Source organism: Shewanella sp. 38A_GOM-205m, assembly GCF_000518445.1.
GTDB lineage: Bacteria > Pseudomonadota > Gammaproteobacteria > Enterobacterales > Shewanellaceae > Shewanella > Shewanella algae.
Window position 1 is genome coordinate 162,487 of record NZ_JADP01000003.1, and the last position, 17,144, is coordinate 179,630.

Below are 17,144 nucleotides of genomic sequence, written 5' to 3' on the forward strand. Positions count from 1 at the left end.
ATTAAACTGCCTTAGACGCTATGTTCCATTTTTGAGACAGTAATAAAAACATGCCAGATTTGAATGGGATGCTCCTATTTGCAGCAGTGGTCAGAGCAGAAGGCTTCTCTCAGGCGGCCCGTGAAACCGGCCTGCCAAAGTCTACCATTAGCCGAAAAATCGCCCAACTGGAACAACAGCTTGGGGTCCGTCTGCTGCAACGAAATACCCGCTCAATAAGCCTCACTCAGGTGGGCGCGCTCTTTTATCAACACTGTGACAGCATCTGCAACGAAGTGGAAGCGGCAAAGGCCACAATCGAGAATACCCATAACGATGTTTCCGGTTCATTGCGGATTGCAATCCCGGTTTCATTCAGCCAAGAGTTAATCGCCAATCTCTGCAGCGGCTTTATGCGGCTTTATCCCGGGGTCGAACTGGATGTTCAGTTTACCGATGCCGATGTGGGCTTGGTGGGCGAAGGCTATGACATCGCCATCAAGTATGGCCCGCTGCAGCCTTCGGATCTCGTCGCCCGGCTCCTGTTTGAACGTCAGCCAATTCTGGTGGCCGGCCCCGGCTATCTCAAGTCCAAAGGAACGCCGGCAACCCCGAGAGATCTGGCCCGTCACGATGGTATCTTGCTGGGCACCTCACGCTCGGCCCCCATCTGGCCGCTGGGCAAGGGTAGCCGCAAAACCATGGCCAGCTTCAGGCGCCGCACTCGAGTGAACAGTGCCATCATGGTCAAGCAGCTGGCACTGGATGACTTTGGCATCGCCATGTTGTCCCATTCGGTATGCAAGAACGAGCTGGCCAGCGGTGCCCTGGTGCCGCTGCTGCAGGAGTGGCCCATAGAACCCTTCAAGGTCTATGGCGTCTATTCCTCCCGTCGACAACTGGCGACCAATATCAGTGTGTTTCTGGACTTCTTTACCAAGCGCTTCAACAGTCAGGAGTCGCTGCAATCTTTGATGATGTAGCCAATCTTTGCAGATGAAGGAAGGTGCGAATTAGTCCTCGTGGCACTCTCGTGATGTAAAGAGTGACTTGCACAGCAATTGGCGTTCAAGGCATCTGACTGAAGGCATGCCTGGGCCTGTCGAAGTCAGATAACACAGCACACCCGTTGACCTTCTCTGACTTATGTCTTGGTTCTCTATTCCGTGCCAGCCAGACTCAAGGCAGCAGCTGTTCCTGCTTGAGCACCTGTTTCACCAGTTGTTGGCGCAACGGTAACTGGCCGGCCGAGGCCAGATCCAGGTTAATGGCGAAATAGACAGTGTTGTCGTCCAACTCCAACCAACCGACCCACCAACCTATGGCCGGCGTACGCCGCACACCATAGCCTGTCTTGGCACGAATGATATAGTCAGTACTCGCTTCGGTCAGCATCATCTGTTTGACAATTCGCTGGCTGCGCTCGGACACAGGTAACTTGTTGTCATGCAGTTGCCTTAGAAAATCCACTTGTTGAAATGCTGTAATTCTCAGTTGGCCGTCGAGCCAGAAGCTGTCCGCTTGGCCACCGATATCCTGATTGCCATATTCCAGCTGCCGCACCATAGCCGCCATCACTTTGGGGCCTATCTCCCTGGCCAACTGCTGATACACAGGCACCACAGAGTACTTCATTGCGGTGCGAAAACTCTGGTCCCTGTTCCAGGCGGCAATTTCACGAACCTTTCCGTCCCAGCTAAAACGACTGGTTTCATCGCGCACCGCCCCGGTTTCCAACGCAATAAGGCTGGAGGGGATCTTGAAGGTGGAAGCCGGAATAAAGCCTTCGGCGGCGCGACTTAGATTGTTGGAGAGCCCCAAAGAACGCTTTTGATCCCAAAGCAGTAAACTGCCTTTAACACCTGCGGATTCGAACAGTTTGTCCCAGCGGCGTACCTCTTGCCACCCCTCGGCCGTGACCTCAGAGCCGACGTCACTGACCTTGGTCTGCTCAGCTGCCACAGCCTGCGTTTGTTGAGCCAATAAACACAGCAACATGGGCAGCAGCAAACGCTTACTCAGGCGCTTTCTGTGCAAACCTTTATTCATCTCATTCCCCTATTATTCCCGGCGGCCAAAGCAACAAGCATACAGCCCTGGAGTGAATAATGGTCTGGCAAAGCCCTGCTCAATTGTGGCAACAATCTGGCAAGGCAACAGATAGCTTTCCAGTTGCTGGCGAGTGTTGCATACTTAACAAACGCATTACTTTACAACTCTATAAGCGAAAGGAACTGCCATGTTTAAGCCCAGCCTGGCCATAGCCCTGCTGTCGGGTACTCTGGTTTCTCTGTCGGCTCAGGCCGGTGTCGAAGAGGATCGCCTGCCTGCCGCCAACGAAAAAATGCCTCAAGTCATCCAGCGCTATCAGGCATTGACAGATGATCTGGTAACGAAATACCGTCAACATACCGATGAGCTCAAGGTTACCCAGATGGTGGCGCACCAGGGGCAACGCCTATGGCAACAGGCGGTCAGAGATGTGCAGTCAGGTCACAGCGACGACCGCTCCCTTTACTGGAGCCGGTTGCAGATGCGAGCAGAGCTGGGCAAACAGTCGCCCAAGTTCAATATCGCCTCCTGGCAAAGAGAAATACTGACCAAGGCGGTGGAAAAGTCATCCCGAGGCTTCAGCGATATTGACTTTAAGGATGATGCCAGCATCAAGATACTGCTGACCGGATTCGACCCCTTCTTTCTCGATCGCAATATAGAGCAGAGCAACCCTTCAGGTCTGGTTGCCCTGGCATTGGATGGTTACCGCTTCTCGGTTAACGGCCGCCAGGCACAGATAGAGACAGTGATGATCCCGGTACGTTTCGCTGACTTTGATGAGGGCATCATAGAGTCGCTGTTGACCCCGGTTTATCGCGACAAGAGTGTCGACATGGTGGTCACTGTCAGTATGGGGCGCAGCGACTTCGATCTGGAACGCTTTCCGGGCCGCAACCGCAGCGCCGAAGCCCCGGACAACCGCAATGTTTTTACCGGCGCCAGTAAACAGCGACCTCTGCCACCCAAGCTGGAAAACGACACCCTCAATGGCCCTGAGTTTGTCGAGTTCTCCCTGCCGGTAGCAGCCATGCAGAGCGTAAACGGCCGCTGGAAAGCCAACGACAACCATACTGTCAGCACCCGTTCCCGTGGCGAGTTTCAGGCAAGCAGCCTGAGCGAACTGCAAAACAGCACTTCGGTGGAGGGGTCTGGCGGCGGTTACCTGTCCAATGAGATCTCCTACCGGGCTATCCTGCTGCAAAACCAACTCGGCAGCCGTATTCCCACCGGGCATATTCATACCCCGAGAATTGCCGGCTTCGAACCCGCTACCGAAGCGGCAATTGTCGAGCAGGTCAAAGCCATGCTGACAGCGGCGGCCAAAAGTTTATAATCCCTGATTCAACAGAGGCGCAGTTGCGCCTCTGCTTATTTGCCACCAATTCATGCCAATTTGAGTTTCTCATGCTGAGTCAGTTGTTCAGATCCCTTAAAAACGCCGGCACTTCTGAATACAACCAAGCACCTGAGCCACAGCCTGAAGTTGCCGCTAGTGAGGCGCAGCAGGCCGTGCTCGATGCAATAGAGCTTTGCTATCTCAAGGCGGAGGCCGCCCTGGGCCGAGCGCTAAAGCGCCCTTCGGTCAGCTTTGCCCTGCGAGGCCGCAGCGCCGGTACCGCTCATCCAACCGAGAACCGCTTGCGCTTCAATCCGGTGCTACTGGAGCAAAACCTGCACACCTTCACCCATGAGGTGGTTCCACACGAGATTTGCCACCTGCTCTGTTTCCAACTGCATGGCAAGACCCGACCTCATGGCAAGGAGTGGCAGAGCCTGATGCGGCGGATTTATGGCCTGGCGCCGCGTACCACTCACTCGATGGATATCAGCTCGGTCAAACCCAGAACCCTGCCCTATCAATGTGGCTGCGGTGTAGTAGAGCTGAGCATTCGCCGTCATAATAAGGTCGTGCGGGGACAGGCTAAATATCAATGCCGCCGCTGCGGCCAACTGCTTAGCCCTCAGCCATCCTGAGCCAAGTTGCCAAGCCTGGCGGCTTCTTTTACTATCTGCTGCAACAATTCCAAGTCTGGCACCTGATGTATCGGCTGTCGGCACCCGAAGTTATGATTTTAGGGAATAGCGTGATTTCATTGCACCTGCGGCCACTTGTGGCCCTGCCGCTGCTTTTGGCGGCCTCTTCTGTGCTGGCATCGCCCAGCCATCCAAGCAGTTTTTCCGAAGCCAAGAAACGCGCCAAGGTGATTTACAGTCAAACGCTGCCGGCAGTCAGTTTCTACTGTGGCTGCGCCATCAAAATGGAAGGCAAGAAATGGCAGCCGGATTTGGCAAGTTGCGGTTATCAGATTCGCAAACAAGAGACCCGTGCCAACCGCATCGAATGGGAGCACATAGTGCCTGCCTGGGAGTTTGGCCATCAGTTGCAGTGCTGGCAAAACGGCGGCCGTAAGAACTGCAGCAGCAAAGATAAAATCTTTAAGCGCATGGAGGCCGACCTGCACAATCTGGTGCCGGCCGTGGGAGAGGTCAATGGCGACAGATCCAACTTCAGGTTCAGTCAGTGGAACGCCAAGCCAAACCAATATGGCCAGTGTCAGATGACAGTCGACTTCAAGGGCCGCAAGGCAGAACCGCCGGCGCAGGCAAGAGGACGCATCGCCCGTACCTACCTTTACATGCAGCAGACCTATGGGCTCAAGATAGCCTCCAGCCAATTAAAGTTGTTCAAGGCGTGGGACAAAAGCTATCCAGTTGATACTATTGAGTGCCGGCGAGATCAGGCAATAGCCGCCTCTCAGGGCAATCACAACCCATTGGTGCAGAAAGCCTGCAACCAAAGCGGCCTCAGCGGCAGCGCAGAATAAGCCTAAGGAATACAGAGCATGAGAGTGCCGAGAATTTATCACACAGGCCCGATAACCCCAGGCCAAGTTCTGTCATTGGATGATGATGCCAGCGCCCATGTCGGCCGAGTGCTGCGCATGACCAGCGGCGAGCAGATAAGCCTGTTCAATGGTGACGGCAAAGACTATCAGGCCACTATCGTCAGCGCCGGAAAGAAAGCCGTGGATGTACACGTGCTGTCTGCCATGGACAATCCCTCTGAGTCCCCCCTGGATCTGCACCTTGGGCAAGTGATCTCCCGCGGCGATCGCATGGACTTCACCTTACAAAAATCGGTAGAGTTGGGGGTTAACACCATCACGCCACTGTTTTCAGAGCGTTGCGGCGTTAAACTCAGCGGCGACAGGTTGGAAAAGAAACTGCAGCAGTGGCAAAAAATTGTTATCAGCGCCTGTGAGCAATCCGGCCGTAGCCGGGTCCCTGAAGTGAGACCCGTCATGGAGCTGGCAGCCTGGTGCGCCGAGCCCACGACGGCACTGAAACTCAATCTGCATCCCAGAGCCGCTCACGGCATCAATGGCCTTGAACTGCCAAACAACAAGGTGCGGCTCTTGATAGGTCCGGAAGGCGGCCTGTCGGAGCAGGAAATTGCCATGACAGAAACCCAGGCATTTACCGAAGTTCTGCTCGGCCCCAGAGTACTGCGCACCGAAACTGCGGCGCTAACCGCCATTACCGCATTGCAACTCAGATTCGGCGATCTGGGCTAACCATTTTCTGCCCTGTGGGCGCAACGAATAAAGGAAAGGCATCATGATCAAGCTCGGCATAGTGATGGACCCCATCAAGGATATCAACATCAAGAAAGACTCCAGCTTCGCCATGTTGTTGGCGGCGCAGTCCCGCGGCTATGAGCTCTTCTACATGGAGATGCAGGATCTGGCGCTGCTGCAGGGTGAAGCCTGGGCCAAGATGCGGCCGCTCAAGGTTCAGGAAGATCCCACTGATTGGTACCAGTTGGGTGAAGCGACCGACACGCCGCTCAAGGAGCTGGATGTGATTCTGATGCGTAAGGACCCACCGTTCGATACCGAATATATCTACGCCACTTACATGCTTGAGCGCGCCGAAGAGGCCGGGGTACTGATAGTCAACAAGCCACAGAGCCTGCGTGATGCCAATGAAAAGCTGTTTACCGCCTGGTTCAGCCAGTTTACCCCCACGACACTCGTCAGCCGTGACCCGCAGCGGTTACGCGCTTTCCATGCCCAGCATGGCGATGTAATCCTCAAGCCACTGGACGGCATGGGCGGCACATCCATATTCAGGGTCAAGCAGGACGACCCCAACCTGGGGGTTATTATAGAAACCCTGACAGATTACGGCCAAAACTATGCCATGGCGCAGGTATTTATTCCTGAGATCACCAAGGGTGACAAGCGTATTCTGGTCATCGACGGCGAGCCTGTACCCTACTGTTTGGCGCGTATCCCCAAGAAGGGCGAAACCCGCGGTAACCTGGCGGCCGGTGGCAGCGGTGTTGCCCAGCCTCTGTCAGAAAGTGACTGGGCCATTGCCAGAGCCCTGGGCCCTGAGCTTAAAAAGCGCGGCCTGATCTTCGTCGGTCTGGATGTGATTGGGGATAAGCTCACCGAAATCAATGTCACCAGCCCAACTTGCATCAAAGAGATTGAAGCGGCTTTCGATGTCAATATCACCGGCATGCTGATGAATGCCATTGAGCAAAGACTGCAACAAAAACAACAAGGATGAGACTCTGATGAAACTGAGCCAACTCACGGGCGCATTGCTGGGGCTGTCATTGCTGCTGCCACTGACAGCCGATGCCAATCAGTTGCCCAATCCCGCCCCTTCCAGACCCCAAAATATCGTGATCATGGTCGGTGATGGCATGGGGCCGGCTTATACCAGCGCCTACCGGTATTTCAATGACAACCCGGATACCGAAGAGATAGAACAGACGGTATTTGATCGCCTGTTGGTCGGTATGGCCAGTACCTACCCCGCCAGAGTCAGTGGCTATGTCACCGACTCCGCCGCCGCGGCAACTGCGCTGGCAACCGGAGTAAAAAGCTATAACGGCGCCATCTCGGTCGACCCCCAGAAGCAGCCCATCCCAACCATAATGGAAAAGGCCAAGCAGCGGGGCATGAGCACGGGAGTGGCGGTCACTTCCCAGATAAATCACGCCACACCGGCGGCCTTTCTGTCTCACAGCGAAAGTCGCAAAAACTATGTTGAGCTGGCCAACAAGTATCTGGAAACGGATGCCGATGTGATGCTGGGGGGCGGCCAGAAATACTTCGATCAGGAGCTGCTGGCCAAGTTTGATGCCAAGGGCTATCAAATTTTGCAGGAGTTCAGCGCGCTTGAAAGCATCAAACAGCCCAAGGTAATGGGCCTGTTTGCCGAAGTGCAACTGCCCTGGGTGCTGGACGACAAGAACGGCCATCGCCTCAGCACCATGACAGGCAAGGCACTGGAGCTCTTGTCACAAAACCCCAACGGCTTTGTGTTGCTGGTTGAAGGCAGCCTGATCGACTGGGCCGGTCACAACAACGACATCGCCGCCGCCATGGCGGAGATGGATGAATTTGCCCATACCATGGAAGTGGTCGAACAGTTCGTGCGCCAAAACCCCAATACCCTGATGGTGGCCACCGCAGATCACAATACCGGCGGTCTCTCCATCGGCAGCAAGGGCAAATATGCCTGGAACCCAGAGGTGCTCAAGGGGCTGTCTGCCAGTATTGATACCCTGGCCGCCGCTGCATTGACCGCAGAAGACTGGCAAGCGCCGCTGGCTCAAGGCCTGGGTTTTGAGCTGGACCCCGCGTTGCTTGAACAATTGACCAAGGCCAGAATGCAAGGCAAAGAGACGCTGGCCAGCGCTATCAAACAGGAAGTGGATCGCCGCTCCAACACCGGCTGGACCACCGGCGGCCATACGGGTACAGATGTGCAGGTGTTTGCCACAGGCCCGGGCGCCGAGCTGTTTATCGGCAACCAGGACAACACGGATATCGCCTCCAAACTGATAAGCTTACTGCCCAAGGGGCAAAGGGCTGCTCAGTAATGCTTAACCTTGCAAAAAGCGGCCTTGGCCGCTTTTTTTATGTTTGCCGCCCATAACTCTTGCCCGCTGCCGCCACTGATTGGCTATAATGCGCGGCAGATTTTATCCTTGGAAGTCCCCAATGTTGCTGACACCGCCATCGCAATTACTGCTGCGCAACAGTGCGCTATTTGAAGGCCAAAGCCTGCTGCTGCTCAACAATGAGAGCGACAGCTGCGCCAGAGAGCTTTTGAACCTGTGCCCCAGAGTCGATGCCCTGGCGCTGGATTTCAATCACTTCCAACAGCTTAAGTCGCAAGCCAAGGCCGAGCTCCATTGTTACTTTGGCCACCAGTTGCCCCATACTGACAGGTTCGAGACGGTTGTGGTCTACTACCCCAAGGCCAAGCCGCTGCTCGCTTATCTGCTGGAACTGGCGGCGCTGCACCTGCAACCGGGAGGTCAACTACTGGTCATAGGGGAAAACAAAGGCGGGATAAAGTCGTTTGCCAAACAGCAAAGCCGCTGGTTCAGCAATGCGGCCAAACTGGACAACGCCCGTCACTGCCTGCTGTTTGCCGCCGAGGCCATCGCCAGCCCAACTGCGCTGGATATTGAAGCCTTTGTCAGCCATTACAGCTTGCCCACTCCCCAAGGGGACATACAAATCTGCAATATGGCCGGGGTATTCAGTGAAAAACGCCTGGATCTGGGCACTGAGCTGTTGCTGTCTCATCTGCCCAAGCTCGAGGGCCGGGTGCTGGACTTTGGCTGCGGCGCCGGAGTGATTGCCGCCGCCCTGCTCAAGGTCCAGCCGGAGCTTAATCTGGATTGTGTCGACATCAACGCCATGGCGCTGCTGTCCTGTGAGCTGACACTGAAGGCCAACGGCCTGAGCGCCAAAGTCTATCCATCCGATGGCTTGAGCGCCACTCAGGGCGAGTTCGACGCCATCATCTCCAACCCGCCGTTTCACGATGGCTTGGCAGCCACCACCCATATTGCCGAAAGCTTTATCGCCGACAGCGCCAACAGGCTAAAGGACAGAGGAATATGGCAGATAGTGGCCAATCGTCACCTGCCCTACAGCGATACAATCGCGGCCCATTTCGGTAACGTGAACGTGATTGCCGAAAACAACAAATACAAGCTTTACCGGAATATCAGTAACAAAAAGTAACGCCGGGCAATTTTGGTAACTTTTCGCTAAGAGATCAAAGATTTTTATAAGTATTCAGGGCTATTATCTTTTGAGCAACTGCTAATAATATGTTAACAACAGGCTTCGTTTTGGCGAGCTTATGTTGCTATACTCAACAGCAGTCGGGAAAATAATAATAGTACCATTCCGTACAGGAGTTGATTCAGTCGATACGCGCCTGTTGTCTCGTCATAGCATAGTTATGGCGTCAACAAACAGCTTGGTACTCGATGTTTAAACTTCGAAAAGGAAGGGTATAACTAACCTGGATAACTTTAATATGCTGGCGCCGGATCTCGTTGAACTCAGCAGCAATAAGCAATTTGCCGAGCTGAGGCTCATCCCCAAAACCCATGGCCCCGTGACCGAGGAAGCCATACGTCATCTGTTGGCCCTACCAGACTTCGCCAATCTCTGTCCGCTGGACAGTCAAATCGCCAAAGCCGTCAAGGACGTCAATAAGCTTTACGCCGAAGAAGATGGTCAGTTCGAGCAGTTCTTTCAGATAGCCGAGCGCCGTGACGGCCAGATATCACTCCAGCCCAGTAAAGATAAGATGCAAGCCGGTATGACCCTCACTGCCGCCTGGGGCGGTAAAGAGATCACCTTGCCGGACATTCTTCGCCGCCTGAAAGAAGAGAAGATCTGCATGGGACTGTCGAAAATCAAGATAGAAACCATGCTCAAACGCCTGAAGCAGAGTAAACCGGGCGAAACCATAGAAGGCACTATTGCCAATGGCAAGGCAGCGGTGAACGGCAACCATGCCAGATTGGATCGCAAAGTGCCCCTGGCCCGTGAGCGCCTGCTACACCCACAGGAGCGGGAGGATGGCACAGTGGACATGCGTAACCTGGGCGCAGTCATCATGGTCAATGCCGGCGATCTCTTGATGGAAAGGATCCCCGTCACTCAAGGCACCCCAGGATACAATGTCTTCGGCGAAGTGTTGCCGGCCAAGCCGGGGAAAGATCTGGAGATGGTGGCCGGCAAAGGTACAGAGTTCAGCGCCAAAGACAGCAATAAGCTTATCGCCACGGTTGCCGGTCAGCCGGTGGAAGTCCGCAACGGCATGCAGGTAGATGATGTATTGCAGATAAAAGATGTGGACGTGGGCTACGGCAATGTCGACTTCAAGGGCAGTATCCTTATCAGTGGCGACGTCCACGAGGGGATGCAGGTCAAGAGCAGTGGCGATATCACTGTCATGGGTTTTGTCGACTCGGCATCCTTGATGGCCGAAGGGGATGTAACCGTCAGCAAGGGCATCATAGGCAGGCAGATCCGCGCCAATGAGTTGTCGACCCAAATCAGAGCCAAGGGGCAGATATCGGCCCAGTTTGTGCAATATTCCGATCTCCAATGCCAGGGCGATATCCTGGTGACCAAGCAGCTGCTGCACAGCAATAGCCGTACCGACAGTAAACTCACAGTCAGCGACGCCAACGGCCGCCGCGGAGATCTGGTGGGAGGAATTGCCAAGGCGGAAAAAGGCATCAAGGCCGTCGCCATAGGCGCTACAGCAGATACCAAGACAGATCTCTTCTGCGCCATGCGTTTGGGGGAGTACCGCCAAAACCTCAAAGATCTGGAAGAAAGTGTCCGGATTTTGGTGGTAGCCGGTTTGGATATGGAAGCCAGACTGAGAAAACTGCCACCCAAGAGCGAATGGCAGGCAGATCCGGCCATGGTCGAGCAGGTCAAAATGATGCTGGAAGAGAAACACCGTGTCGATGATGAGCGAGTGCGGGAAGAAACCGAACTCGAGCTGCTGAAGGCGGAAACCGAAGGCTACTATCGCCATTACTTTGTCGAAGCCCTGAAGCATATCTACTCCAATGTGGAAATTCACATAGGCCCGGCGCAACAGCGCACCCAGAGGGAACATGGCCCCTGTGTGGTTCAAAACCAAAACGGAGAAGTCCATTTCGACTACAGCAGTCGCGGCTGATATTAAACCGGGCCTCGGTTCTACGCGGGATAATTAATCGCAACGCCAGGCCGTTGTGATATGGTGTTGGGGACAGCTTATTCCTGGAGCCCCTATGACACAGCCAGCCTGGCCAGCCATTCTGAAACCGGCAGATTCGGACGAACTGGTGTATCTCGAGAATGAAAGAGACTGGCTGGAATATATCTGCCTGAATCAACACCTGAGTTGCCAGGGCGATCAACTGATAGATTCCGGCGGCTTATGTTATCCCATACTTCCGGCCATTCGCTGTGACGAACCTGTACTGGCTTCATTGCCACAAATAGGCCCGAGCCATACGCAGCTCGAACTCACAGATCTAAAGTTGTTGGTGCAAAAGCACGCCGCCGCGCTCGGCAGTTGCTGCGTTGCCAAGTTGGCCTTTATCACTTTTCCCCAAGGACTGGAGATGGTGCGTTATCTGGACAGTCTCTAAGGCGTTCTGGCAAAGGACTTGGGCCATTTACTGCGAACTGCGCCTTGTATCCAAACCTGTAAGCCGATGCAGAGCCCCCACGGACATGTTCGCACCTTCCCTGACAAAGCCCGATGCCCATGGGTATAATCGGCGCGTTTTCTCTCACCGGAGTCATAGATTTGCAACTTCTGAAAATAGATTGCTTAGGGAAGCCCCTGAGGCTGGAAGGTTCCATGGCGGGTTGGCAGCAACTTTTTTGGGATAACCAATTAGTCTCACAACAAGCCGCCAGCGCCGATGACCAAGGCATTGGCAGCCATGAGTTCAGCCTCAGTCGCGCCGATGGCAGCAGCATCAAGGTATGCCTGGAAACCCAGCTCAACTGGCAACCCTTTGACCTGAGCTATCGCTTGCTCATCGATGAGCAAGTCACTATTGAAGGCAGCCGCAATAGCAAAGATATTGAGCGGCAAACACCGGACATAGCGCCGCTAAAACAGCAGAAACTGAGTCTGGTGGGGCTGGTGTCTCTGGGCTTCAAACTGCTCAAGAGCGCCAAGGTGATCAAGGTTGTCCTGGCAGGAGCCAGTATTGCCGCCTACTCCTGGCTGTTTTCCCTGCAGTTTGCCCTGGCTCTGATTGCCTGCCTGGTGTTTCACGAGTACGGCCATATCCGAGCGATGAAATATTTTGGCATGAAGACCAAGGGTATCTACCTCATCCCCTTCATGGGCGGCCTGGCCTTGTCCGATGAGAAGATCAACACCCGCTGGCAAGACGTGGTGATCTCCATCATGGGGCCAACCTTTGGCCTGTTAATGTCCCTGGCGGCACTCGTGGCCTACTGGATCACAGGCAATCCCTTCTTTGCCGGTCTGGCGGCCTTCAACGCCTTGCTCAACCTGTTCAACCTGCTGCCTATTTTGCCGCTCGATGGCGGGCATATTCTCAAGAGCATCAGCTTTTCGATGAACAGCGCTATCGGCCTTATCGCCTGTATTCTGGGTGCTGCCATAGGGGTATTTATCAGCTACAGTCTGGGGCTGGCACTGCTGGGGTTCCTGTTGTTGATAGGCAGCGCCGAGATTCTGTTTGAGTGGAAACAGCGTCATCACAGTCATCTGTTGCCGCTGGACAGGTATGGGCAAGTGTTTTCCATTGTCTGGTATCTACTGACAGTGGCGGCCCTGGTGGCTGTTATCTGGCATCTGGCCGGCAGCGGTGATGACATGCTGGGACTACCACTCAAGATATTGCAAAGCTGATTTAACACTCAGGTTGCAAGGCTGCCACAGCTGCGCGTCCTGGGTGCTACATTCAGGCAAATTAGTGCCTGAAAATCTCTATTGGGATCAAAAATCACAAAGATAGATCACCAATGCCTTAAATTGTCGGAATGCCCTGGATCCTGATTAAGGTAAACTGAATTGCTTACCGCTTAATCCATGATACAGGGCGTTTATGAAAATACTTTCAGGCTCCAGTCTTTGGTTACTGACCTTTTGTCTGCCAATTTCCCTATCACTCTCGGCGCAGGAGGTTCAACCCCCTCCGGTAACCGTAGAAACGGTGAAACAGGCATCCTTTAGAGATGTCGCCAACGAAGTCGGTAAAATTCGGGCTATCGACTCTGTGGCCCTCAGTTTCAACGCCAGCGCCAAACTCACGGCTATCCACTTCAAAAACGGAGACATGGTCAAACAGGGTGACTTGATTGCCGAGCTCGACAGTGTCAAGGCCCAAGCCGATGTCGACAAGGCCCGCAGCACGCTGGCTCTGGCGAAAACCAAACTGGAACGAGTCAGAGGCCTGCTGGCCAAAGAGCCGGATTCCCTGTCAAAACAAGATGTGGATGAGCTGGAAGAAAATGTGCAACTGGCCGCCGCCGATTTCAAACAGAAACAGGCCACCCTTGCCGATTACAGCCTCATCGCCCCCTTCGATGGCCAATTAACTTCCTTTACCCCCTCTATCGGTGCCCAAATAACCGCAGAGACACCTCTGGTAACCCTGTACCGCTTGGATCCGGTTGAAGTGCATTTTGCCATCAGCCAAATCGAGTTCGGCAAGGCGCAGCGCGGTCAGGAGGTGCATCTCACAGTGGAGGCCTACAAGGGACGCGAGTTCAAAGGGCTGGTCAGCTATGTGGCGCCGGCAGTCGATGAGAGTTCGGGCCGGGTGGAGGTTCATGCGCAACTGAGCAACCCGGATCATGCCTTGGCTCCCGGAATGTTTGCCAACGTAAAGCAGATATTCAGCAAGGGGATCAAGCACTTGTTGGTGCCACAAAATTCCGTCATTGCCAATAATGAAGAACGCTTTGTCTGGGTACTGCAAGGCGAAAAAGTCAGCAAGCGCCCTGTGTCACTTGGGCGCAACACCAATGACGGTTATGTCATCATCAAGTCGGGGCTGCAAAATTCAGATACTGTGGTGCGAACAGGCATGCAGAACCTGCAAGAGGGAGGTGAAGTCAGAGTCCTGACCAATGCCTTATTGGCCACCGAAGAGGACCAACTCTGATGCGCCTGCCGGAAATCTGTATTCGCCACCCAATTTTCGCCTCGGTGATCAGTATAATGATAGTGCTGATCGGCCTGGTGTCTTTCGGCAAATTGCCGATTCAATACTTCCCTGACTACAACACTCACTCGGCTTCGGTCAGCGCATCCATCAATGGCGCCAGCGCCGAATTCATGTCCGAGAATGTCGCCGATAAGCTTATCGATGCCGCCTCCGGGCTGGATAAGGTCGATACCATGACCACCGACTGTCAGGAAGGCAGCTGCACTCTGTCCATCAACTTCAGCAAAGAGATAGATGACATCGAATACACCAATTTGATGAACAAGCTGCGCTCCAGCGTTGAAGCCATCAACGACTTTCCCCAAAGCATGATAGACAAGCCCAGAGTGACAGATGACGTGTCGGCGACCCATTCCGCCAGCAATATCATCAGCTTTGTCAACGAGGGCGGTATGACCAAGCAGCAGATGTATGATTACATCAGCCAGCAGCTTGTACCTCAATTCAAACATTTGTCCGGTGTGGGCGCTGTATGGGGCCCCTATGGTGGCTCACAGCGCGCCGCCAGGGTTTGGCTTAACCCGGATCAGATGAAGGCACTCAATATCAAGGCCGCCGATGTGGTAGCCACCCTGAGCACCTATAACGCCACTTTTACCTCGGGCACCATAGTGGGCAAGTCCCGCGACTTCTCCATCAACCCACTCAGCCAGGTTGAAAACATAGAAGATATTCGCGATCTGGTGATCCGGGTCGATAACGAAAAAATTATCCGGGTGAAGGATATCGCCAATGTCGTGATGGGCGAAGAGAACCTGCGGCCCAGCCTTTTGAGCATTGGCGGACATCAGGCGATGTCGCTGCAAATACTGCCGCTGGCCAACGCCAACCCAGTGACAGTGGCACAAACCATACGTGCCGAAATCGACAGGATGCAACACCAGTTGCCGGCCGGTCTCAAGATGCAGTTGGTCTATAACCAAGCCGACTTTATTCAAGCCTCTATCGAAGAGGGCTTCTCTACCTTACTGGAAGCCATAGTGCTGGTGTCCCTGATTGTGGTGCTGTTTCTCGGCTCACTCAGAGCCGCTTCAATTCCGATTATCACCATTCCCGTCTGTGTCATAGGGGTATTTGCCGTTATGGCCTGGCTGGGGTTCAGTATCAATGTACTGACCATATTGGCAATCATCCTCGCCATAGGTCTGGTAGTGGACGACGCCATCGTAGTGGTGGAAAACTGCTACCGCCATATAGAAAAAGGTGAAACGCCTTTTAATGCTGCAATCAAGGGCAGCCAGGAGATCATCTTTCCCATCATAGCCATGACATTGACACTGGCTGCCGTTTATCTGCCGATAGGTTTGATGTCCGGACTGACGGCCGATCTGTTCCGCCAGTTTTCCTTCACTCTGGCGGCGGCGGTGATCATCTCAGGGGTGGTGGCCTTGACCCTCTCGCCCATGATGAGTGCCTACTTGATTCAGCAAAGCCACAAACATCCTGCCTGGTTTCAGCGGGTCGAGTTGGGACTGGAGCGTTTAATTGAGCGCTACAGCCAGGAACTGGAGCTTTGGTTCAACCGTAAGCGTCTGTTGGCCGCAATCGCCTTGCTGCTGGTCGTTTCGGGTGGCGTACTCTATTGGTACATGCCCAAGGTACTGCTGCCCACAGAAGACAGCGGCTTTATTGACGCCAGCGCCAAGGGCCCCACCGGCGTTGGCCGCCAATATCACCTGAATCACAACGCCGAGCTCAACAGCGTTATGGATGACAACCCCAATGTAGCCGCCAATCTGGCTTATATCGAAGGCGGCCCGGTCAACCATGTGCTGCTGAAACCTTGGGGAGAACGCAGTGACACTGCCGCCGAAGTGATAGATCAACTGATAGCCAAAGCCAAACAGCAGGTGTCGGCCTACAACATGTCGTTCAGTGTTCGCTCCGCCGACGGCTTGAATATCCCCACCAATCTGCAACTGCAGTTGATGACGCTGGATAGAGACAAAGATGCCTTGGCCCACACCGCCGAGAAGGTGGTTAAACTGCTGGAGGACTATCCCGGGCTGACCAATATCAACAACTCGACCCTCAGGGACTTGCCACGCTTCGATCTCAGCATAGATCGCAATTCGGTGATCCTTTCCGGCGCCAGCTACAGCGATGTGACCAATGCGCTGTCGACCTTTTTAGGCTCGGTCAAAGCCGCCGATCTGCACTCGGACGACGGCTTCACCTACCCTATCCAGGTTCAGGTTAACCTGGAGATGCTGGGCGACTTCAATGTGCTCAGTAAGCTGTATGTCACCTCTGAATCGGGTGAGGCGCTGCCGCTGTCGCAATTTGTCACCATAAAGCAGGCAACCGCTGAGTCGAATATCAAGACCTTTATGGGTCGCGACGCCGCCCTAATCAGCGCCGATCTTATGCCGGGTTACTCCCCGGGAGAGATCAAACTCTGGCTGGATGAGCAACTGCCGTCGCTGCTGGCTCCATCACAGGGCTATGCCTACAACGGCATAATCAAAGAACTGATGGACTCCCAGGCAGGCACTCAGTCACTGTTTTTGCTGGCTTTGGTGTTTATCTATCTGATCCTGGCGGCGCAGTTTGAGAGCTTTGTCGATCCCTTGATCATTCTCCTCACTGTGCCCCTGTGTCTGGTGGGAGCCTTGCTGACTCTCAACCTCTTTGGCCAGAGTATGAATATCTATTCCCAGATAGGTTTGTTGACTCTGGTAGGCCTGGTAACCAAACACGGGATCTTGCTGGTCGAGTTCGCCAATAAGCAGCGCCAGGCCGGCAAAAGTGCCCTCGATGCGGCCATGGCCAGCGCCCGCTCAAGGCTGCGTCCTATTTTGATGACCTCGCTGGCAATGATCCTCAGCGCCATCCCATTGGCCATAGCCTCTGGCCCCGGCTCTCTTGGACGGATAAACATAGGCCTGGTCTTGGTGGGTGGCTTGTTGATGGGCACCTTCTTCTCGCTGTTTGTGGTGCCTGTGGCCTACTTAGCCATGAGCCAGTTAAAACAAAAAGATGTGCTGGCCAAGCTCAGAGGCAAGATCTAAGGTTTCGCCAACGCTCTATCACTTCTTACTCACCCACTTTC

The 17,144-nt window shown here is 54.3% G+C and carries 14 protein-coding genes; 13 read left to right on the forward strand and 1 reads right to left on the reverse strand.

What is annotated here, in order from left to right; all coding sequences use genetic code 11:
* Positions 1 to 50: 50 nt before the first annotated feature.
* A complete protein-coding gene (locus tag N512_RS0103855; protein ID WP_025008920.1) occupies positions 51 to 962 on the forward strand; it encodes a LysR family transcriptional regulator in 912 nt (303 codons plus the stop codon).
* 196 nt (positions 963 to 1,158) lie between these two features.
* Here the strand turns inward: N512_RS0103855 and blaOXA are convergent, their stop codons facing one another.
* Positions 1,159 to 2,028: an OXA-55 family carbapenem-hydrolyzing class D beta-lactamase gene (blaOXA, locus tag N512_RS0103860; RefSeq protein WP_028779467.1), complete on the reverse strand. Its 870-nt coding sequence runs from the start codon at positions 2,026 to 2,028 to the stop codon at positions 1,159 to 1,161.
* Between the two features lie 190 nt (positions 2,029 to 2,218).
* Here blaOXA and N512_RS0103865 point away from each other — a divergent pair, with 190 nt between their 5' ends.
* From N512_RS0103865 to N512_RS0103920, 12 genes are all read left to right on the forward strand, one after another.
* Positions 2,219 to 3,367, forward strand: a complete 1,149-nt coding sequence (locus tag N512_RS0103865) for a pyroglutamyl-peptidase I family protein (protein ID WP_028779468.1) — start codon at positions 2,219 to 2,221, stop codon at positions 3,365 to 3,367.
* 71 nt (positions 3,368 to 3,438) lie between these two features.
* Positions 3,439 to 4,008 (forward strand): SprT family zinc-dependent metalloprotease, encoded by a 570-nt coding sequence (locus N512_RS0103870; RefSeq protein ID WP_037436206.1) that lies wholly within the window; start codon positions 3,439 to 3,441, stop codon positions 4,006 to 4,008.
* 95 nt (positions 4,009 to 4,103) lie between these two features.
* Complete coding sequence (locus tag N512_RS0103875; RefSeq protein ID WP_443018265.1) at positions 4,104 to 4,859, forward strand: endonuclease; 756 nt, start codon at positions 4,104 to 4,106, stop codon at positions 4,857 to 4,859.
* 18 nt (positions 4,860 to 4,877) lie between these two features.
* Positions 4,878 to 5,609: a 16S rRNA (uracil(1498)-N(3))-methyltransferase gene (rsmE, locus tag N512_RS0103880; RefSeq protein ID WP_028779471.1), complete on the forward strand. Its 732-nt coding sequence runs from the start codon at positions 4,878 to 4,880 to the stop codon at positions 5,607 to 5,609.
* A gap of 43 nt (positions 5,610 to 5,652) precedes the next feature.
* A complete protein-coding gene (gshB, locus tag N512_RS0103885; RefSeq protein ID WP_025889743.1) occupies positions 5,653 to 6,612 on the forward strand; it encodes a glutathione synthase in 960 nt (319 codons plus the stop codon).
* Between the two features lie 7 nt (positions 6,613 to 6,619).
* On the forward strand, positions 6,620 to 7,936 hold the full coding sequence (locus tag N512_RS0103890) for an alkaline phosphatase (protein WP_028779472.1): 1,317 nt from the start codon (positions 6,620 to 6,622) through the stop codon (positions 7,934 to 7,936).
* Positions 7,937 to 8,060: 124 nt separating this feature from the next.
* On the forward strand, positions 8,061 to 9,095 hold the full coding sequence (locus N512_RS0103895) for a class I SAM-dependent methyltransferase (RefSeq protein WP_028779473.1): 1,035 nt from the start codon (positions 8,061 to 8,063) through the stop codon (positions 9,093 to 9,095).
* 301 nt (positions 9,096 to 9,396) lie between these two features.
* Entirely contained in the window at positions 9,397 to 11,067 is a 1,671-nt protein-coding gene (locus tag N512_RS0103900; protein ID WP_028779474.1) for a DUF342 domain-containing protein, read from the forward strand.
* A 94-nt stretch (positions 11,068 to 11,161) separates the two neighbouring features.
* On the forward strand, positions 11,162 to 11,524 hold the full coding sequence (locus tag N512_RS0103905; protein ID WP_025008910.1) for a DUF4144 family protein: 363 nt from the start codon (positions 11,162 to 11,164) through the stop codon (positions 11,522 to 11,524).
* Between the two features lie 113 nt (positions 11,525 to 11,637).
* Positions 11,638 to 12,771 (forward strand): site-2 protease family protein, encoded by a 1,134-nt coding sequence (locus N512_RS0103910; RefSeq protein ID WP_443018264.1) that lies wholly within the window; start codon positions 11,638 to 11,640, stop codon positions 12,769 to 12,771.
* A 196-nt stretch (positions 12,772 to 12,967) separates the two neighbouring features.
* Entirely contained in the window at positions 12,968 to 14,029 is a 1,062-nt protein-coding gene (locus N512_RS22165; RefSeq protein ID WP_081737079.1) for an efflux RND transporter periplasmic adaptor subunit, read from the forward strand.
* The gene (locus N512_RS0103920; protein WP_028779477.1) at positions 14,029 to 17,103 is read left to right on the forward strand and encodes an efflux RND transporter permease subunit; all 3,075 of its coding nucleotides are present in this window, start codon (positions 14,029 to 14,031) and stop codon (positions 17,101 to 17,103) included. The genes N512_RS22165 and N512_RS0103920 overlap by 1 nt, the downstream gene beginning before the upstream one ends.
* The last annotated feature ends 41 nt before the right edge of the window (positions 17,104 to 17,144 follow it).